General features: G+C 50.7%; 15 protein-coding genes and 2 tRNA genes. 15 read left to right on the top strand and 2 right to left on the bottom strand.

The genetic code is table 11. The annotated features are described in order from the left end of the window. Nucleotides 1–1,086, top strand: coding sequence for a DUF2891 domain-containing protein (locus tag B0I18_RS01535; RefSeq protein ID WP_106520886.1), 1,086 nt, complete (start codon nucleotides 1–3; stop codon nucleotides 1,084–1,086). Between the two features lie 6 nt (nucleotides 1,087–1,092). Here the strand turns inward: B0I18_RS01535 and B0I18_RS01540 are convergent, their stop codons facing one another. Next, nucleotides 1,093–2,406, bottom strand: a complete 1,314-nt coding sequence (locus tag B0I18_RS01540; RefSeq protein ID WP_106520887.1) for a polysaccharide deacetylase family protein — start codon at nucleotides 2,404–2,406, stop codon at nucleotides 1,093–1,095. 148 nt (nucleotides 2,407–2,554) lie between these two features. On the opposite strand from B0I18_RS01540, the gene B0I18_RS01545 reads away from it, so the two are divergent. From B0I18_RS01545 to B0I18_RS01605, 13 genes are all read left to right on the top strand, one after another. After that, nucleotides 2,555–2,935, top strand: a complete 381-nt coding sequence (locus B0I18_RS01545) for a hypothetical protein (RefSeq protein WP_146146626.1) — start codon at nucleotides 2,555–2,557, stop codon at nucleotides 2,933–2,935. A gap of 132 nt (nucleotides 2,936–3,067) precedes the next feature. After that, nucleotides 3,068–4,333, top strand: a complete 1,266-nt coding sequence (locus tag B0I18_RS01550) for a TolC family protein (RefSeq protein ID WP_106520889.1) — start codon at nucleotides 3,068–3,070, stop codon at nucleotides 4,331–4,333. A gap of 66 nt (nucleotides 4,334–4,399) precedes the next feature. Then, entirely contained in the window at nucleotides 4,400–5,503 is a 1,104-nt protein-coding gene (locus B0I18_RS01555) for an efflux RND transporter periplasmic adaptor subunit (protein ID WP_106520890.1), read from the top strand. Between the two features lie 30 nt (nucleotides 5,504–5,533). Beyond that, nucleotides 5,534–5,839 carry a DUF190 domain-containing protein gene (locus tag B0I18_RS01560; RefSeq protein ID WP_106520891.1) on the top strand — a complete coding sequence of 102 codons (306 nt, stop codon included), beginning with the start codon at nucleotides 5,534–5,536 and terminating at the stop codon, nucleotides 5,837–5,839. Between the two features lie 196 nt (nucleotides 5,840–6,035). Beyond that, nucleotides 6,036–9,176, top strand: a complete 3,141-nt coding sequence (locus B0I18_RS01565; RefSeq protein ID WP_106520892.1) for a CusA/CzcA family heavy metal efflux RND transporter — start codon at nucleotides 6,036–6,038, stop codon at nucleotides 9,174–9,176. A 784-nt stretch (nucleotides 9,177–9,960) separates the two neighbouring features. Continuing rightward, nucleotides 9,961–10,596 carry a C40 family peptidase gene (locus tag B0I18_RS01570; protein WP_181358297.1) on the top strand — a complete coding sequence of 212 codons (636 nt, stop codon included), beginning with the start codon at nucleotides 9,961–9,963 and terminating at the stop codon, nucleotides 10,594–10,596. Between the two features lie 160 nt (nucleotides 10,597–10,756). After that, a tRNA-Gly gene (locus B0I18_RS01575) sits at nucleotides 10,757–10,832 on the top strand. 61 nt (nucleotides 10,833–10,893) lie between these two features. After that, a tRNA-Leu gene (locus B0I18_RS01580) sits at nucleotides 10,894–10,979 on the top strand. A gap of 914 nt (nucleotides 10,980–11,893) precedes the next feature. Further along, complete coding sequence (locus B0I18_RS01585; RefSeq protein ID WP_106520894.1) at nucleotides 11,894–12,874, top strand: T9SS type A sorting domain-containing protein; 981 nt, start codon at nucleotides 11,894–11,896, stop codon at nucleotides 12,872–12,874. 263 nt (nucleotides 12,875–13,137) lie between these two features. Continuing rightward, nucleotides 13,138–13,488, top strand: coding sequence for a hypothetical protein (locus tag B0I18_RS01590; RefSeq protein ID WP_106520895.1), 351 nt, complete (start codon nucleotides 13,138–13,140; stop codon nucleotides 13,486–13,488). Nucleotides 13,489–13,490: 2 nt separating this feature from the next. Continuing rightward, a complete protein-coding gene (locus B0I18_RS01595) occupies nucleotides 13,491–14,666 on the top strand; it encodes a hypothetical protein (protein ID WP_106520896.1) in 1,176 nt (391 codons plus the stop codon). 479 nt (nucleotides 14,667–15,145) lie between these two features. Beyond that, nucleotides 15,146–16,168 (top strand): LLM class flavin-dependent oxidoreductase, encoded by a 1,023-nt coding sequence (locus B0I18_RS01600; RefSeq protein ID WP_106520897.1) that lies wholly within the window; start codon nucleotides 15,146–15,148, stop codon nucleotides 16,166–16,168. Nucleotides 16,169–16,181: 13 nt separating this feature from the next. Further along, nucleotides 16,182–17,267, top strand: coding sequence for an NAD(P)-binding domain-containing protein (locus B0I18_RS01605; RefSeq protein ID WP_106520898.1), 1,086 nt, complete (start codon nucleotides 16,182–16,184; stop codon nucleotides 17,265–17,267). 69 nt (nucleotides 17,268–17,336) lie between these two features. On the opposite strand, the gene map is transcribed toward B0I18_RS01605, so the two are convergent. Further along, on the bottom strand, nucleotides 17,337–18,101 hold the full coding sequence (gene map, locus B0I18_RS01610) for a type I methionyl aminopeptidase (RefSeq protein ID WP_106520899.1): 765 nt from the start codon (nucleotides 18,099–18,101) through the stop codon (nucleotides 17,337–17,339). 346 nt (nucleotides 18,102–18,447) lie between these two features. Between map and B0I18_RS01615 the strand changes: the two genes are divergently transcribed. Further along, nucleotides 18,448–20,748, top strand: a complete 2,301-nt coding sequence (locus B0I18_RS01615) for a DUF8202 domain-containing protein (RefSeq protein ID WP_106520900.1) — start codon at nucleotides 18,448–18,450, stop codon at nucleotides 20,746–20,748. The last annotated feature ends 20 nt before the right edge of the window (nucleotides 20,749–20,768 follow it).

Genomic DNA, 20,768 nt, shown 5'->3' on the forward strand with positions numbered 1-20,768 from the left:
ATGCAGTTGAAGCTACGTCGCGTACTGCCCCTGCTGGCGGTTTATACCTTTTCTCAATTTGCGGTACAGGCCCAGGCCCCACCCCGGCTGGACAAGGCCGTAGCGGTAAAGCTTGCCGAAATGCCGCTGCATTGCATTGGCCAGGAGTTTCCCAACAAGACCTCGCACTCCGCCGACAGCGCCAGCGACGCCCGCCTGCTGCCCAGCGAGCTGCACCCGGCATTTTACGGCTGCTTCGACTGGCACAGTTGTGTGCATGGCCACTGGATGCTGGTACGGCTGCTCAAACTGTTTCCCGACCTCGACAACCGCGAGGCGATTATTAAAACCCTGAACCATACTTTCCAACCCGGAAAGATGAAAACCGAAGCGGCTTACTTTACGAAATACACGGTGGGCAATACTTTTGAACGTACTTACGGCTGGGCCTGGCTCCTGAAGCTCGACGAAGAGCTGGCCACCTGGGATAATGCGGATGCCCGCAAATGGCATGAGGCCCTGAGCCCGCTTACCCGCGAGATACTACGGCTGTGGAAAGCCTACCTGCCCAAACAAACCTATCCCAACCGCACCGGCGTACATCCCAATACCGCTTTTGCTATGGTGTTCGCACTCGACTGGGCCAGGGCGGTAAAAGATACCGCCTTCGAAAGGGCCGTGGTGGAGAAATCGCGCTATTTCTACGGCGACAATAAAGCGATGCCCGCCTACCTCGAACCCGACGGCAGCGACTTCTTTTCGCCTACGCTCGAAGCCGCAGACCTGATGCGCAGGGTATTGCCGAAAAAAGAATTCCTGGCCTGGTTCAATAAATATTATGAAGAGGCCAGCATTAAACGCATCTGCACTTTACCCACCGTAAGCGACCGCAGCGATTACCAGATCGTGCACCTCGACGGCCTGTGCTTTACCCGAGCCTGGTGCATGAAGGGCATTGCCGCCGATCTGCCCAGGGGCCATAAATGGAAACAGCTGTTTACCACTAAAGCCGATAAGTTCCTGGCCGCTACCCTGCCCAATGTATTTGCCGGTAATTATGGCGGCGGCCACTGGCTGGCCTCCTTTGCCGTGTATGCGTTAGAATAAAAAAGATCAGGAAGCCGTATACTGCAATACCCGCTCGTACAACGCCGGCCAGCCGGCAAAGGCGGCGTCGGTGCCCAGGATATAATTGTGCCAGATGCTGAAGAAGGTGCCGCCCGTTTTTTTAACGGCAAGATACAGGCGCTCGAATTCGAGGAATGTCTCTTCGGTATTGTTGCGTGCATAGAACTTGCTGGTAGCATCCATAAATGCGAAAGGATGCACCTGTAATGTAGTAACCGCGTCGGCTTCGAGGTCGTACCAGGCAAAGGCATTAGCGGTACCTGCCCTGAAACCGTTTACCGACGCATATCCCATCGAATAGTCGTCGGTAATGCCCGCCCGTAAAAGGTTGCGGTAGGTATGCGGCAGGCTGAACTTTATATAATGCTGGCGGCTGCGGCTAACCGCCTGTCCGCCGTTGCGGGCCAGCGTCCCGATCTCCTCCTGCAATACGGCTTCCGACTGGTGCGAGGCATACGAAGGGTGAATACCCGTATCATATTGTGCACCAAGGCCGGCTACCAGCTTTTTCATGGCCGGCAGTTCCGGGTCGGCGTTTTTATCGTAAGCGCTGCCTTTGCCCAACAGCAGGAAGTACAGGGGCTGTACTTTATACTGCCGGTGCAGGCTATCGAGCCAGGCAAAACAATCGTAGGGATCGCGGGCCTGTCCTGATAATACCCGTTTACGCTCCCGCAGTGCCGGCAGTTGCAGGCGCAGCAGGTCGCGCAGGTAACCGCCCCAGGTACGGCGGGCGCCTTTGTGCAGGAATTTCCAGGCAATATCGATATCATAGCTAAAGCGGCAGGCGCCCTGCCTGTGCGGTAAAGCAATACCGCATTGCTGCTCCAGTAATTTACGCAGGCTACAGATCCATTCGTCCACAACCGGCTGCTGCAGGAAGGCGTACTGCCCGGCTACCGACAAGGAGGCCGGGTAGCGGCCATGCCGGTCGGGCTGGTAAGGCAGGTACTCTTCGTACCGGCTAAGCAGGTAAAAAACCGCCGCAAACAGATCGAAGGGCACCGGAGCCCCGGGCTGATTATAAAAAAGGATCGTGCTGTGTTTCCAGCGGTTGATGTTCAGTTGCTGTACTTTAATTCCATCTTCCTGCAACAGGGCCACGGGTTTTATACGCAGGGCGCCCGGCTCTGGTTGCTCTCCGCTATAGCTGAGCTTAGGGCCGCTGTATTGCCGCCACTCGACGGCATCGCCGGTAAGCCGGTAGCCGGTCTGCAATTGGTCATGGCAGATCCAGTCGAGCACATAGCGCAGACGGGGTGTATCGAAACCGGAATAAATAAGCAGGGTAGGCGTCAAGGCGATGAGTTAGGTTCAGCAATTTTGTTCAAAGGTAAAATTAGTCGCTTAACTTTCCCTTATGGTTAAGCAATTATTAAACATCCCTGTAAAACACATTAGGGCAATAATTGTATTTAGTTTTGCGTTTGAGGACCTTATAAACCTTTTGGACCACTGTCTTAAATATATCGTGAACCTGCTGCTGATCCTGGTAACTTTCCAGGTATTCAATCTGAATACCGCGGAGTGTACGGCATCGGCAAAAGACGGCAGTATTACGGCCAACCATAGCCTGGCCTATGTTGCCAAGAAATGCTGGGATCATACCTTCGAACACCAGCATGCCGCTTGTCACCCTCACGATGCCCATCATAAAACCAGGGCCTGGAAAAAATTCTACGCTTCCGGTTTTTCGCTGACCGCCACGCCTGCATTACTACCGCTGCTTCCCGCTGAAGAGCCCCTGCAACACTTTGCAAACGCCACCGGGTACCGCTTCCAGTATTTCAGGCCCATCAATCCGCCGCCTCCCAAAGCTTTTGCATAAGCTATAGGACCCGTGTGTTTCCTAATATTTAAACAGATAATTGATAAGGACATAATATAACTTATGCCCTAAAATCATTATATTAGCACCCGGGTACCGCGTTTGTTTTCTTGTTTCTTAATGTCTTAATCAATGAAAATTTGCATTCGCAAGGGGTTCCTGCTATTGCCGCTACTCCTTTCCGGCATAGTTTCGCCTGCGCAAACCAACCTGACCCTACAGGACGCGCTGAAAGCCGCTATTGCCAACAATCCCCAGCTGAAGGCCCAGCGTATGAACATCGATGCCGCCGGCGCCGATGTAACCACTGCCGGCCTGCGGCCCAACCTGAACCTGAGTAACCAGACCATTAACCTGGTGCGTAAACAGGACTTTGCCCCCGGTACCGACTGGATCAACGACCGTAACCGCCAGACCCAATGGCAGCTCTACAAGCCGATACAATGGCCCGGGCAACGCCAGCATAAAATAGACCTGGCCAAACAAACCCAGGTACTGGTAAGCAAACAGTACGAAATTACCCAGCGCGACCTGCTGTACCAGGTAGCCGGCAAATGGCTGCAGGCCTGGACCAGCAACAAACAGCTGAGCCTGCTGTCGCTGGCCAAAAACAACCTCGACAGCCTGGTAGCGATCAACCGGTACCGCCTGGAGAAACAAGTGATCAGCGAAACCGACCTTACCCGTACCCAGTTACTGGTAAACCAATTCGATATCCAGATTAAAAATGCGCAACTGGCCTATGATAACAGCCTGCGCGACCTTGCCTTTCTTGCCGGCGCCACAGGCCCGGTCGGCGTCGATACCGCACATGGTTTTAGCCAGCATATCGACCTGGTACCGGACAGCCTGCTGAACTATGCGCTGGAAACCAGGCCCGATATAGCATCGGCTAAAGCGGGCATCGATGCAGCCGGTAGCAACCTGGGCCTGCAGCGCTCGCTGGCCTACCCTACGCCCAATGTAGGTGTGCTGTACAACCCGCAAAACACGATTCCCTATTGGGGTATCTATGCTGCTATAGACCTGCCTTTCTTTTCGCGCAACCAGGGAGAGATCAAAAAAGCCAAAATCCTGCAGGACCAGAGCCAGCAGAACATGCAGGTGATACAACTGCAGGTGGCTACCGAAGTAGCCAATGCCTACAAAAGCTACGCCGTTCAAAAGCAGAATACGCAAAAGTTCAAACAGCTGCAGGAGCAGGCGCAAACCATACTGAATAATGTGCGCTATGCTTACCTGCATGGCGGCACCACGATCGTAGACTTCCTGGAAGCGCAGCGCAGCTGGCTCGAAACACAGCAACAGTATTACGAAACCCTGCAGCAATACAGCGAAAGCTATATCCAGCTGCTGTATGTAACCGGCAAGATGAATGAGCTGACGGCCGGCGGCTAAGCGGGCCGCAGGCACTGCGCACTACCTTATACTATTTCTCCCAAACAACGATATAATATACAAGCAATGAATATCCAGATGAAAAAAGGGACCAGCCCGGCAGGCACACTGTACTACAAAAGCAGTAACAGCCTGTACCTGGTACTCCTGTTGCTCTTACCCGCAGCCTGGAGCTGCAAGCACAAGGAAACGGCGGCCAATGTAAAGAACAATGCACCGGTGGTAACGGAAAACGGGAACCATATCGAAATACCCGACCCCAAGGTGGCCGCCTTTTTTAAGACCGAGACGGTAGGCAGCGGCAATGTAACGGCCGACATGAACGCACCGGCCAAAGTAGCGGCTGCGGTGGTAGCCTCTTCCGAAAATTCGGGCTCCAACGTGATCCTGTTCGACAACCCCGAACTGGCCAGCACCTATAGCCAGCTGACCCAGAATATCAATAACATTACCCAGAAGAAAAATATAGTAGCGCAGAAAGCTGCGGTGGTAAAACAAAAACAGATCGAGGTGCAGCGATACGAAGACCTGGCCGCGCATGGCGCCGGTACCGGTAAAGACGTAAGCGATGCCAAGACCGACCTGCTGCTGGCCGAAAGCGACCTAAAACTGGCCCAGAGCGATGTAAACACCGAACAGGCGGGCATTATGGAACATGAGGCCGTACTGAAATCGGGCGGCTTTAACCCCTCTGCGCTGAGCCGTGCGGGAGCAGGCAATGTGTACATTACCTGCGATGTGCCCGAAAACCAGATCAGCAAGATCAAGGCGGGTACGGCATGTACGCTGAGTTTCCCCTCCTTCCCCGGCGAACAGATCAAAGGCAGCATCGATAACATAGCCGACGTGATCGACAACAGTACCCGTATGGTGAAGGTGCGGATAACCGTACCCAATAAGGACAACCGGATCAAAGCGGGCATGTTTGCCATGGTAGGATTTGGCGTAAGCGAGGGCAATAATATGACCGTGCCGGCTGCAAGCCTGATTACCGTACAGGGTAAGAACTATGTATTTGTAAAAAAATCGGATGCGGTATTTGAACGCAGGGCTGTAATGGCAGGCCAGCAACTCGGCGACCGGGTCATTATCTACAGCGGCCTGCAACCCGGCGAAAGCGTGGCTACATCGGGCGTGATGCAGCTGAAAGGCCTTTCTTTCGGTTATTAAAAAACTTGTTCCCCCCAAAACAGCGCAACTATGCTCCAGGCACAGATCTTCATAGACAAAGACACTTTTAAGGGCAGCGGCCCCCTGTACGAATACATCCTGGAGTTCCTGCTCCGGCATAATATACGGGGTGCGACCATGTTTCGCGGACAGATGGGCTTTGGCTCCAACCAGAAGCTGAAGAACCCCGACCGTATGTTCAGCTTCGACGAACCACCGGCTATGATCGTGTTTATAGACGAAGCAGAGAAAGTAAACCAGGTGCTGACCGAACTCCGCAAAGAGGTAAGGGCCGGCTTTATTGTAACCAGCGAGGTAAACTACTTTGGCGGCTAAAGTACCACAGCCCGGCGGCTCCCGGATGGAAGCCTGTAGCCCGCAGTACCCAGGGGGTACGAGGACTACCGCTGACAGCCGGAACCGAAGCCCGGTAAAGGAACACAGCACCATAGCCCCCGATTAAAACAACAGCGACCCGCCCCGGATACCTACCGGGAAAAGGGCCATAACAACCATATTTCAACTTTTTAAAATGATCCGTAATCTTTTAATATTTTCCATGAAGAACCGGTGGGTGGTCGTAGGACTGGCCATCGCGCTGATGGGAATAGGATTCTGGTGCTTTACCCAACTGAAGATCGAAGCCTACCCGGATATTGCCGATACCAATGTGATCGTGGTAGCGCAATACCCAGGCCGCGCATCGGAAGAGGTAGAACAACAGGTAACCGTGCCCATAGAACGGGCCCTGCAGAACACCCCCAATGTAATGGACCGCCGCAGCCGTACCATATTTGGCCTGAGCGTGGTACAGCTTACCTTTAAAGACGGCACCGACGACTACTTTGCCCGGCAGCAGGTAATGGAACGCCTGCAGGGCGCCCAGCTGCCCGATGGCGTAGCCCCCGAACTGGCGCCCCTGTCGACCGCGGTGGGCGAGATTCTGCGCTATGTAGTAGAGGCGCCGCCTACCTATAGCGCCACACAACTGCGCGACCTGCAGGACTGGGTAATCAAACCGCATATACTCGAAGTGCCGGGTGTGGCCGATGTAACCACCTTTGGCGGTCCGCTTAAGCAGTTCCATATACTTACGGCCCCCGACCAGCTGCGTAAATACAACCTGACTATTGCCGATCTGGAAAAAGCGGTACAGGAAAACAACCAGAATACCGGTGGTAATATTATCGAACGCGGCGGGCAAGGCTTTGCCGTGCGCGGCCTGGGCGCCCTGAAGAAGGAAAGCGATATAGAATCGATCGTACTGAAATCGGTAAATGGCGTACCCATCTATCTTAGAGATGTGGCCAGCGTAGAGATAGAGCCGCCGCCGCCCAGCGGGGTAATGGGCTATACCATACGCGACGAAGGCATTAATATAACCGGCGGCGTGGAAGGTATTATCCTGATGCGCCGGTACGAAAACCCGACCGATGTACTGAAATTGCTGAAGGAAAAGCTGGCCGATATTAAAGAGAACGAGCTGCCCGAAGGCGTGAAGATACGCCTGCTCTACGACCGCAGCTTCCTGATCGACCACTCGCTGCATACCGTGGGCGAAACCCTGCTGGAAGGTGTGAGTATCGTGATCATCCTGCTGATCTTCTTCTTCGGCAGCGTACGCAGTGCGCTGGTGGTGGCCCTTACCATTCCTTTTGCGCTGTTGTTTGCCTTTATCCTGATGCAGCTTGCGCATATCCCTGCCAACCTGCTCTCGCTGGGCGCTATCGACTTCGGTATTATCGTGGACGGCGCCTGTGTAATGACCGAGCACCTGATACGCAAGTACCGGACGGCCACACCCGACGAGAAGAAGGAAGGCATTGTAAAGATAACCCTGCTGGCCGCACAGGAAGTAGGCCGCGAAATCTTCTTCTCGGTAGCGATCATCATCCTGGCTTATATGCCTATCCTGCTGATGACCCGCGTGGAAGGCAAGCTCTTCTCTCCTATGGCCCTTACCCTGGCCTTTGCGGTAATCGGCAGTATGGTGGCTGCGCTTACGTTTATACCCGTGCTTATTTCCTTTGCCTACCGCAAAGCGCTGTCCGACCCCGACCGGCCGATGAAAGAGCCGCGCAATGTGATCCTGCAATTTATGGAACGCAGTTATGGCAAAACCCTGCACTGGATTATGCGCCGGCCAAAGGCGGTGGTCATCTCCGGTTTTTCACTGGTGGTGCTCCTTGTTCTTTTCGGCGCGGGGCTGGGCAGCGAGTTCCTGCCTACACTCGATGAAGGTTCGATCTTCCTGAGGGGCAATTTCCCCGCGGGGGTTACCATACAGGAGAATGCCAAAAATGCGCCCAAGATCCGGGAGATCATTTCGAAATACCCGCAGATCTCGTTCGTCATTACCCAGAGCGGCCGTAACGATGATGGTACCGATCCCTTCCCGGCCAACCGTAACGAGATACTGGTGGGCCTGAAGGACTATAGCCTGTGGAGCGATACGATCAGTAAAAAAGAGCTGGTGCAACGTATTAAAGACGATCTGCAACATCAAATGCCTGCGGTACAGTTTTCGTCCGGTCAGCCCATTATCGACCAGGTTATGGAGATTGTAAACGGCAGTGCGGCCGACCTGGCCATATCTGTTGTGGGCGACGACCTGACCATGATGCGCGAGAAGGCGTATAAGATCGCCGATATCGTATCGAAAACTGCCGGCGCCGATGCCGTGAATATCGAACAGGAAGGTCCGCAGGAACAATTGTCGATCAATATAAACCGGCAGAATGCCGCCCGCTTTGGTATTAATGTGGCCGATATACAGAATATGATCGAGGCTGCTATTGGTGGTAAAGCGGTATCGACCCTATATGACGGTACCAAGAAATATGATATCGTAGTGCGGTACCTGCCGCAGTTCCGTAACAATATGGAAACGATCAAAGACCTTCAGGTACCCTCCGCTTCGGGCGCCCTGGTGCCGATGAGCGAACTGGCCGATATCAATTATGTGGAAGGCCAGACCAATATTTACCATTACGGCAGCAAACGTATGATTACCGTACGTACCAATGTGCATGGCCGCGACCAGAGCGGTTTTGTAAAAGAGGTGCAGGAAAAGATCGATAAAGCCATAAAAGTGCCCAAAGGGTACAGCATTATGTACGGCGGCCAGTACGAGAACCTGGAACGCGCCGGCAAACAACTCGCCTTTACCATACCCCTTACCATCGTGATGGTATTCCTGTTGCTCTTTGCCCTGTTCCGCCAGCTGAAGCATACCCTGGTTACGATGAGCTGTATCCTGTTTGCCCTGGCAGGCGGTATTATTGCCCTGCTGTTGCGCGGTTATTACTTCAACGTATCGGGTGGCGTAGGCTTCGTCAGTATTTTTGGGATCAGTGTGATGGCCGGGGTACTGATCGTATCGGCCTTCAGGCGATTGATGTTTAAGGACCACGGGTTACAGGCCCACGATGTGGAAGAAACGGCGAAAGAGCAGTTACGCGCCCTGTTGTCGATCCTGGTGGTGGCCATTATCGGCCTGTTCCCGGCGGCTATCTCCTCGGGCATCGGTTCGGATGTGCAGCGCCCGCTGGCCACGGTAATTATCGGCGGCCTTACCAGCACCTTGCTCTTTGCCCCCATCTTACTACCGCCCCTGTTTTACCTGGTCAATAAGGGGAAAAGGGAAGATAAACCATTAACACCAGAAGGCTGACCGCCAGGAGGCTGATCCTTTGCAAAATATACCAGGAGGCTGATGCTTTAACGGGATCAGCTTTCTGGTGAATTTTGAATTTTAAATTTTGAATGTTAAGTTTTAAAGCTACTGTCTTGCTAAGTACAACACAGCATCCTTCCGGGCAAGCATCAATAGTGGCTGTCTTGCTGAGCGCAGCGAGCATCTTACCAAAGGCAAACATGCCGGTGAAAAGTTGAGTCTTGAATGTTGCGTTTTTAAGGTACTGTCTTGCTGAGCACAGCATCCTTCCGGGCAAGCATCAATAGTGGCTGTCTTGCTGAGTGCAGCGAGCATCTTACCAAAGGCAAACATGCCAGCGAAAAGTTGAGTTTTGAATGTTGAATGTTGAATTTTGAATGCTGCGTTTTAAAGGGACTGTCTTGCTGAGCAGAGCACAGCATCCTTCCGGGCAAGCATCAATAGTGGCTGTCTTGCTGAGCGCAGCGAAGCATCTTACCAAAGGCAAACATCCCTGTGAAAAGTTGAGTTTTGAATTTTAAATTTTAAATGTTGCGCTTTAAAGGAACTGTCTTGCTGAGCACAGCATCCTTCCGGGCAGGCATCAATAGTGGGTTGTCTTACTGAGCGCAGCGAAGCATCTTACCGAATGCAAACCTCCCAGCTGAAAAATAAAATTAGTCGCTAAATGTTAACAAATCATCAAGAAACGGGCATTTTCTGCCCCAAACATACCGATCCCGTTGCGGCAGATTTTGCCCCAAGGGATTTTTATTTATCTTTGGCAAAATTCATGCCGAAAATGAAGCAGACTTCTACTATCTTATCGACATGCATCGCTTTACTGTTCATGGTTTCCTGCGCTGCACCCCGTCCAATGGGCAAAACAGCCTCTAAATCGAACAATCCTGAATTTCTGGACGGAATATCCTTGGGTGGCGGTAGCAACAACGTTAAACTTACGCAAAAAAAGCAGGTTTATAAACCGGTACGACTGGGTACCATCGATGAGCTCGAGACATCCGACGACCGCAGCGAGTCTATCGCTGAGATCAGCAAACGCTTAAAACAGAATCAATCCTTATATTCCTTTATTGAAGAGTGGTACGGTGTGCCTTACCGTTTCGGCGGCACCAGCAAGTCGGGTATCGACTGTTCCGCTTTTGTACGCCAGCTGTATGGCGATGTATACAATAAAGGTTTACTCCGCACTTCTATCGAACAATTCTCCACGGCCTTGTACCTCCGCCGCGACGAGCTAAAAGAGGGCGACCTGGTTTTCTTCAAGATCCATGGCCGTCGTATTTCGCATGTGGGCGTGTACCTGTACGAAGGCAAGTTTGTACATGCTTCCGTAAGCCAGGGTGTCGTGATCAGCGACCTGGCCGATGCTTACTGGACGAAGTACTATGCCGGCGGTGGCCGTATCAGCGGCTAAGCGCCTCCAGGGGTAAGCAACCGCAGATCAAAGCATTGCAATAAAACAAATTCGATTTTTTTTCTGCAAAGTTTGTTTTTTCTACAAAAGCAACATACCTTTGCAATCCCAAAGCGCGACAAACAAGTCAATGAAAGCGGGACCAGTTCTTAAATTGAATGCAGAAGTAGCTCAGCTGGTAGAGCACAACCTTGCCAAGGTTGGGGTCGCGGGTTCGAATCTCGTCTTCTGCTCCAAATAATTCCAGGCTCGCTGAGTTTGGAATTTTTTTTTACCATTAGCCGTTTACGGCTGGATGCCCTGGTGGTGAAATTGGTAGACACGCAGGACTTAAAATCCTGTTTGCAGCAATGCAAGTGCGGGTTCAAGTCCCGCCTGGGGCACACGCCCAAAACCCGCTCCAGTAGCGGGTTTTGTTTTTATATCCCTTTGAGGAACAATTGAACACATCATTCCTTCGCATATATTATCCCTATCTTTTAAGGCGCTTATATTTGATATTTTGGTTTTATTTAACGAAATTTCAAATATGCAGGTATACCAACTTGGAATACCGCTTTTCTTTCCGAATGCATTGGCGATCACCTGTTCATCTGCAACCAGGTTTAAACGGATCAAGCGAAAAAGTTGGGGGACTCCGGTATACTTACCCTGATTTTTTTATTCTTCTTTGTCTTGATACAAAGAAGCAAAAATCAAGACTGTAGAAAAAGTGCTAAAAATACCTTGTACGCCTAAAAGAAATAAGCCCGGGCAGTAGTAAAAATTGGACAAAGGAATGACGAATGAACTAAAGTACAGGGCCAGACTGAGGGAACTGTATTTCTTTCTATACGGCGTCCTGCAGCATTTTATTAACGCCCTTTTTCTAAAGGTCGATATGTTTGGTTGTTTCCTGATTTGACGTCCCGGCAGTGTATGTAACGGGTGTTGAGCAAAGCATGCCCACGCGATTGGTGGCCAGATGTTACGACCAATATGCACCCGTTCGCTGCGTCGCCGTATCGCTGCGAGAAAAAATGAAATTCGCAGGATTCTATTCGCCGCCAGGACCTGGTATTACAGTATATTTATCTATCCTGGATAGCTAAAGCGCTCCCTATTAATTTACCTTGAATAAATAATAGAGGAACAGATCTGCAGGTTCGATTTTTAATCCCCCCCCCAGAAATTCTGCCTGATCCGGCTTCCCCCGCCGTTGTTGGCATCCTGGAGCGGCCTTTGCGGGATTAGCTGTCACCCCTTGTGTTTTCCATGATCAACAATATTATCTTTACCGGCCATACCGCTTCTTATCATGAAAACGTTTTTCCTCGTATTGCTTCTTGTTGTATCCGGGTGCTTATCTTACGCGCAACCGGACAGCAACACGATCTGGTTCACCCGATCTGACGGCGCTATTTACCAACTCGACGTAAACAATTGCAGCACGCGATTGTACTGCAACACCGGCAAGCGATTCATGGATATTGCCTTTACACCTGATGGCAACTTGTGGGGCAATACCGAGGACTCGCTCTTTCAAATCTATTCCAGCGGATATAGCCGCGCTGTCGGCAAAATTCCCCTTGGCAACGGGCTTATAGGGCTTAATAATTCCACCTTATTGATTGACTCGCTACATTATCTCCTGGCCTTAAATACGAATAATGCCCGGACAAAATTGATCGGCAACATAAATTTCAACCTGGACGGTGATTTCGCCTGGATGGACCAAAACCTTTATGCAATCGGACAAGCTCATCTTACCCGGATTACCTTTACGGATAACTACCAGCGCATTTTGAGCATGAACAGCATAGCGCCGGACACCGCGCTGTTTACACCCGCACTGGCCAGTCTCTATTCCGCTACTTCTGGTTACCAGTTGTTCGGCCTGCCAGGCAACGCCCAGTTTTTCCAGATAGATACTACGAACGTTGCTTATAACGAAATGTGCGTAGTACCTGCGGCGGTCACCGCGTACGGAGCCTCCTCCAAAGTCTTTCCACCACCGCAACCTACGTCTTCCCGGGATGTACAGACCAGGGCTATAGAAATTATTGCTTACCCCAACCCGGCGAAAGACAAGCTCTGTGTCGTTTTGAAAAACTTCTCCGGGAATAGATCAGAAGTGGAACTACTTCTTTACAACATCGGCGGGACATTACTGGACTACCAGGCAGCCCCGAACCTGTTATACCAATTCGACCTGGGTGAATACCCACCGGGAAGCTACACCCTGACCCTGCGGTATCACGGACAAATACAGTGTAAAAGTATTGTCGTTAGCCAATAATTCGGACCGGTCGAAACTTTAGGATTGTAGCGCCGCATTGCGGGTTAAAATCCGGCCTGGCGCAGGAGGTACAGCCGATCCCAATGGGTCGGCTTTTTTGTTGGATTGTTCTCCCGTTGTGGTGTTGTCACAAACAAGGGCGAAAGTTCAATAAATACACTTGTAAACAACTTAATTATACACGCTCGCCTAATTTTAAAAATTACGTATAAGTACGCATTTAATACATAAATATTTTTTTCATCTTTGCGAAAACTCACAAAATGAATAAAATAATAGCATATTTCGATCTTGCATCTCAATACCGCCCAATGACCGAGCATGCCGTTAACGACGGAAGAAAGTTTCCTGTAATTCCGCAATACATCGCCCTTTTGATCGGCATATTGGCTCAACCCATTTTTCAGAGTTACAAAGAGACGGGCGAATGGCACCTTAGCGCAAATTGGGGATGGTTTGTTGGGTCAATGATTGTTTCGCTCATGGCTTTTCCCGCGATTTATAAAAACTCCTTTGATGCGAACAAGCCCCTGTTCGTTCAATTGTGTGTAATATTTACTGCCGGCATCGGGTGGCAAAATATAACCACCGTTGCAGAACACTTAACCAAATAATCATGTACCAGCAATTAATAAAAGTTGGAGAAAATATGGAAGAGATACTCCGGGAATATTTTCCAACAGACCGTTATTATGGCGTAGCCCTGTCTGTTGATAATTACTGGAGTTATTATCAGACGCTGGAAGTCATGGAAGCAAGAGAACACCCGTATTGGCATTACCTTTTAAGGTTGGCATTCTTTAATAAAACACACCAGCCCCCCCCTTCGATGTGGGACATAGAGTTTCTTTATCCATTCCTGAAAACAATAAAATTCGATTTCTCATCACGCCCTCTGGGGTGGCGGGAACATTGCGCTTTGAATTATTATCCCGAGAATAGCAGCCCGGTTGTTATTATTGTAAATCCTAAACTCAGAACGCCACGTGAAAGTGATTTTATAAACGTGGGTGAGTATAGTTATAGAGTTGTTTATGATAACGGCCAGCCTAGTAGGGCTATTTACAATCCAGTAGTGGGTTTCTTCGACGAATTTATATTCAGAAAGAAGATGGCGCCCTCTGTTCTTGTAAAAAGCCCCAAAGTGACTACAGGAACCTTAGGAGGTATACTCTGCGGACATGCTACAGGAAAGAAGTATTTAGCAAGCTGTGCCCATGTGCTCCAAACCATAGGGAATGACGTTTTTTCCCAACATAAACGCTTTGAAAAAATCGGCAAAGTGATCCATACAGAGATTCCAGACCTTAGTGCATTAAATGACACTTGCAGCATTGAGCATAATCCGGATTTACATAGTATTGATATCGCCCTCGCAGAGATGACAACCTCACCTAATCGTATCAAAAACTTAAATAAACTGGCAAAAGCAGATAAGATTGCAAAAATCTCGGAGATGAGTCCTAACATGAAAGTTTCTTTCACCGGAAAATCAAGCGGTACAGTGGAGGCACGACTCGGCCCGTTAACATTATGGGACCAAATAGAATTTGAAGAAGGGAAGCGATGCTTTGGTCGTATTTTTCAGTTAAAACCACTAGGCCGACAATATATCTACTCCCCATTAGCCAGGCACGGGGATTCTGGCTCCTGGATCACACAAACTGATGGCGTTTCAACCGCTTGGTGCGGCGTTGTTATCGCAACTGGCGAAGGACGTGCAGAGGCTTGTTTTTCAGAAACGATTATAAGTAAATGCAACCACGCATTAGGAGAAAACCTGACGTTATAAAACGAAACAGATATTGTGTTTTAATATTATAGTCTTGTATTCAAGAGGTAGCTAGCCACAACCCGGCAACATGATTTCGTTTACGATCAAAAAACTTACTTCAACGCTCAATAATTGAACTGCTTTAAAGATCCATGGTGAAATCCCATCACAAACACCTTACAGCCGACCCCAATGGGTCGGCTTTTTTGTTGGGCTGTCCTCCCATTGTGGTGACAACACCAACAACGGCGGAAAATAGGTCGGCTTTTTCGTTGGGCCGAACAGGGATCATTCATCAGCGATAAGAATGGTATTATTGAAATAGATATTGTCCTATGGTAAGATATTAGCGACAACACCAGCATCACCCTATATAACCCTATCTGTTTTTTAAATATCAATCCCTGCGGGTATTCCCTACTTTTGGAAATTATAACGCTTGTTCCAGAATGAGCGCAAAGGGTCCCTTCGGGTACCCGGAGTAAATAAATAAGCAAATGAAAAAGATCGGTTTTTTATCGTTTGGGCATTGGGCCAACCATCCCTCCTACAGTACCAAAACAGCAGGCGATACCTTGCTGCAATCGATTGATCTCGCAGTAGCCGCTGAGGAACTGGGGATCGACGGCGCCTATTTCCGGGTACATCACTTTGCCCGGCAACTGGCCTCGCCCTTTCCTTTGTTAGCGGCCATCGGCGCCAAAACCAGTAAAATAGAGATCGGTACCGGAGTTATCGATATGCGGTACGAAAACCCACTATATATGGTGGAAGATGCCGGCGCCGCCGACCTTATTTCCGGTGGCCGCCTGCAATTGGGTATCAGCCGGGGCTCGCCCGAACAGGTAATCGACGGTTGGCGTTACTTTGGATATGAACCGGCCGCCGGTGAAACGGATGCGGATATGGGCCGTCAGAAAGGACTGGAATTTTTCGAACAGTTGAAAGGCCAGGGCTTTGCCGAACCCAGCCCCAACCCTATGTTTCCCAATCCGCCCGGACTCTTGCGCCTCGAGCCTTTCGCGCCCGGCTTAAGAGACCGCATCTGGTGGGGATCGGGATCGGACGCTACGGCTATATGGGCCGGCAAAACAGGGATGAACCTGCAAAGCTCGACGCTGAAATTCGACGAAAGCGGCAAGCCCTTCCATATCCAACAGGCCGAACAGATCCGCCTGTTTAAACAAGCCTGGAAAGAAGCAGGACATCAGCGCGAGCCCAGGATATCGGTAAGCCGTTCTATATTTGCCCTGGTCAACGACCAGGACCGTTATTATTTTGGCCAGCAAGCCGAGGCCACCGATAAGATCGGTATGCTGGAAATGGACCGGCGCGCTATTTTTGGCCGGAGTTATGCCGCGGAACCGGATCAGCTTATCGAACAGCTGGCACAAGATGAAGCGATACAGGAAGCCGATACCATCCTGCTGACTATTCCCAACACCTTGGGTGTGGATTATAATATACACGTGCTTTCCGCTATACTGGAACATGTAGCGCCCGGACTGGGATGGCGATAAACAAGGCTGATCAATGACTCCTAAAATCCGGTACAAAACTAAAATCGCCGTAATAGGCGCAGGACAGGCAGGCTTGTCGGCCGCCTATCATTTAAAAAGACAGGGCCTGGAAATCGGGCGCGACTTTATCATACTCGACGAAGCGCCCCGTGCGGGCGGCGCCTGGCAATTCAGGTGGTCTTCGCTTACGCTGAGCACGGTCAATAGGATACACGACCTGCCCGGTATGTCGTTCGAAGCCACCATCGATACCGGCGACAAGGAAGTGCAGGCCAATATAGCGGTACCACGTTATTATGAGCGGTATGAAAAGGAATTCGGCCTGCAGGTCTATCGCCCCCTGAAGGTCGACTATGTTTCCCTGCACGAAGACCGGTTCTATATCGACTCGTCGCAGACTTTATTTTCTGCCTTGGGCATTATCAATGCCACCGGCACCTGGGAGCACCCATATATCCCCGAATACCCGGGGGCCGGGCTTTTCCGGGGCGAACAGCTGCATACCAAAGATTTTAAAACGGCCGACTATTTTAAAGGCAAACATGTGATCGTGGTAGGGGCCGGCATCTCGGCCATCCAACTGCTGGACCAGATCTCGAAAGTGACCACCACTACCTGGGTTACCCGCCGCCCCCCGGTATTCCGCGAAGGCCCGTTCGACGATATGGCGGGACATAATGCCGTAGCCATGGTGGAGGAAAGGGTGCGGCAAGGCTTACCTCCGCTGTCTGTAGTTTCGGTAACCGGCTTACCGCTTTCGCCCGAAGTTATGGCGATGAAAGCCAGAGGCGTACTGGAGCGTTTCCCCATGTTTAGCGAAATAACGGAAGAGGGCGTGAAATGGGAAGACGGCCGGGAGGAGAAAGCAGATGTCATCCTTTGGAATACAGGATTTAAAGGTGCATTGGAACATTTAAAACAAGTAGTGCCCCGGGAACCGGGCGGCGGTATCCTGATGGCCGGCCGCCTGGCTACTATGGTAGCGAAAGAGCCCCGCATCCACCTGCCGGGTTATGGTCCCTCGGCCTCTACCATCGGCGCCAACCGGGCCGGCGCCGCTGCCGTAAAAGAGCTGATGGAAACGCTAGGTATGAAATAACAGCCCCAAAGTGCAGGGATAAAAAATGCCGGCTAATTATAGCCGGCATGGATCAATAAGAAAAGTCTTTTAATTCATAATCCCGTTCATGGCCGTAAGGATGATTGGCTGGCCATCGGTTACCACGATGGTGTGTTCGTGCTGTGCCATATACCCGCCCTTGTTGCCCACCATGGTCCAGCCATCGTTAAGCTCTACGGCATAGGAGGAAGTGGTCGAGATAAAGGTTTCGATAGCCACGACCGAATGTTTCTTAAACCGCCTGCGGTCAAACCTGTTGCCATAGTTCAGCAGGTCCTCAGGATCTTCATGAAGACTACGGCCGATGCCGTGGCCACCGATATTTTTAATTACCCTGAAACCCCGCTTACGGGCTTCTGTTTCCATAAGATGCCCGATATCGGCTATTCTTACGCCTCCTTTTATTTTACTGATTGCTTTATGCAGGATGGCTTTGGAAGCCTCCACCAGTTTCCCGTGCTGGTGTACATCCTCGCCCAGCACAAAGGAATTGCCGTTATCGGCCCAAAACCCCTCAAGCTCTGCCGATACATCGATATTGACCAGGTCGCCCTCCTTCAGGATACGCCGGTCGCTGGGTATACCATGACAGAATTCGTTGTCTACACTGATACAGGTCCAGCCCGGGAAGCCATAAGTGAGGTAGGGCGCCGATTTGGCGCCAAAGCCGTTAAGGATCTTTGCACCATACTCATCCAGTTCTTTCGTACTCATACCCGGCTGTGCATAGTTCACCATCTCCTTTAAGGTATACGCAACGGCTTCTGCCGCTTTTTGCATGCCCAATAATTCTGATTCTTTTGTGATCGACATATATCTGTTTCCTGGATTTTATACCCCGGCTGCTTAAGCGACAAACATGATCCGCTGCGCCGGGTGCTGCCCTGAATGCAATTGCAAAGGTAGTAAAATATCAAAGCTCCGATTTAGGGGGAACAATACGTCAACAAACCGGGCAGGCTGTATTGCAGGCCGGGTTTTCCCGCTCTGTTTTAGAGTTGCATTACTTCACAGTATTTTACCTTTATTTATAAAAAGCAAACTTATTTTTAAACATATATATGTAGTTAAATAAACGCAACATATTGCAAACGAATTTACTGGCGGCAATATTCCCTTGTTGGCTTGCAGTTTTAAAATGTAAAATACAGCAAATATTATGAACAAATTTTACAATGTTTTAGCCATATTGGCAATGGCCGGCATGAGCAATTCCCTGCTGGCACAAACACCCGGCGGTGTTGATACCAGCCTTACGGCATGGTTTCAGGCAGAAGCAGGCGCCACGCTTTCTCCAACCAATGTACTTACCCTTTGGACCAACCAGGTCACGAATCCTAACCTGCCCAGCCTGTCTCCCGATGCCGGCGCTACGACCAGGGTCAATAACGATCCGGTACCTTTTAATTTTCACAGCTATATGCAGCATGCATCAGGATGTATGCACCGGCCCACTTCCGTTACCTCTACCGATATCGTGGCGGCCAACCAGGGATCGATGATGGGGATAGGAACGGAAGCCGACCAATTGATCGCACTTACCGGCAACAGCACTTCCGGGCAGTTCGGTAATAACAGGGCAAATACCGGTATAAGGTCGAACAGGACAGAGTTCGGATCCGGGACGACCAATGGCGGGGCAAATTTTGCAACGGGTATACAGGTAAACCCGGGGCGGGCAAACCTCTTTGGCCTGAGAGGGCTGGTGGGCGGATCGCCGGCACAACAAAATACCTATAACGGGCTGAAAGCTACAGGAGCAGCCGCAAACCGGCCCTCGGGGTCCTACCGCTTCGCCATAGGCTCCTTTATCGGGTATTATTACGGGAATGGCAAATCGGCTGAAGTTATTTGTTACAGCCGCCAGTTAACGGCAAATGAATTCAGCCGTGTGGAAAGCTATCTTGCGATAAAGTACGGCATCACCCTGGGCAACCCGGCCTCGCCGGTCGATTACCTGTCATCCGCATCAGCCCTTATCTGGCCCGCCGATGCCGCTTATCAATACAATATTACCGGCATCGGGCGTGACGACTCCTCGAAGCTCATCCAAAAACAATCCAAAGCCGTTACTACGGGCGCAAAAATAGTGATGTATAATGGCAATACAGCGGGCAGTTTCCCGAATATGAATGCAGACAATGCCAGTGTGTTTACAGCCGACCTTAGCTTTGTCGTATTCGGCGACAATAACGGCAGCACGGCACTCGACTCCTGTGCGCTTAACGGGAAAGCGGTGTGCACTGCCCGCCGGTGGAAAATGATAAAAACCGGGGCAGCAGGCGATGTCACGATTGCATTTAATGCCGCTGATCTGCCTGCCGATATTACCACATTGCTGGTATCTGCCGACAACTCCTTCCCGGAGTCCGCAACTACGGCATTTCCACTCAGTAACTCCGGCACGATAAGGTATGCCGTAATTCCCTCGGCGAATACCTTTTTTACTTTTTCCGCGCCCCCGCTCAACGTTACGGTTACTGTTGATCCTATTACCTGTTCATCCTCCGGCGAACGCGGTACGATGAGCGCAAACGTCAGCGGAGGATTAGCCCCTGTAAGCCTTTCGTGGAACACAAACCCGCCACAAACGACACCGGTAGCTCAGGATGTTCCTGCGGGCAGCTATACCTTAAAGGTCACACAGGCTGCCGGCTGTACCTATGTTCAAGACGTAACGGTAAACGACGAACGGATCAAGCTTTCTGCCCAACTCCTGGCAACGGACATTAAATGCTATGGTGCAAACAATGGCAGTATAACCGTAAACGTAACCAACGGCACACCGCCTTATGCCTTTTGCCTGAATACAAGCAACGCCTGGACCACCAACAACCAGTTCACCAACCTGTCCGAAGGATTTTATACCATTCATTTCAAAGACGCAAACGGTTGTACCGGCGAAGATACCGTCACCATATATGAACCCAAGCCCCTGTCATTAAAGATCGACCAGGTAACCGACGACTACTGCGAACGCGGATCGTCGCCCAATGGCAGTGCCAGGATCAGGATCCAGGGCGGCACGTCGCCGTATGCCACAACACTTAATGGTACCGGCATAACACCGGCAGACCAGCTACAGGGTTTGAACGCCGGCGACTACGGCTACACGGTTACCGATGCCAGGGGCTGTTCGCGTAGCGACAGTTTTCAGATCAGGCATATAGATTGCTGTTTACTGTTCCTACCGAATGCCTTTACCCCCAATATGGACGGGAAAAATGATATCTTCAAAGTAGAAACGACGGGCCCCATAACCCTGGATAAACTCAGGATATATAACCGTTACGGCCAGATGGTCTTTCAGTCCTTCCATCTTTCAAAAGGATGGGATGGCACTAAAAATGGCGTAGCGGTTGATCCCGGTACTTACTTCTACACCCTGCAATATACCTGTAAGTCCCTTTCGGGCCCGCAAACCACCACCCAGTCGGGCGACCTCACGCTAATCCGGTAAGCTTGTATACATAAGAACGG

This window comes from Taibaiella chishuiensis (assembly GCF_003014535.1).
Lineage (GTDB): Bacteria > Bacteroidota > Bacteroidia > Chitinophagales > Chitinophagaceae > Taibaiella > Taibaiella chishuiensis.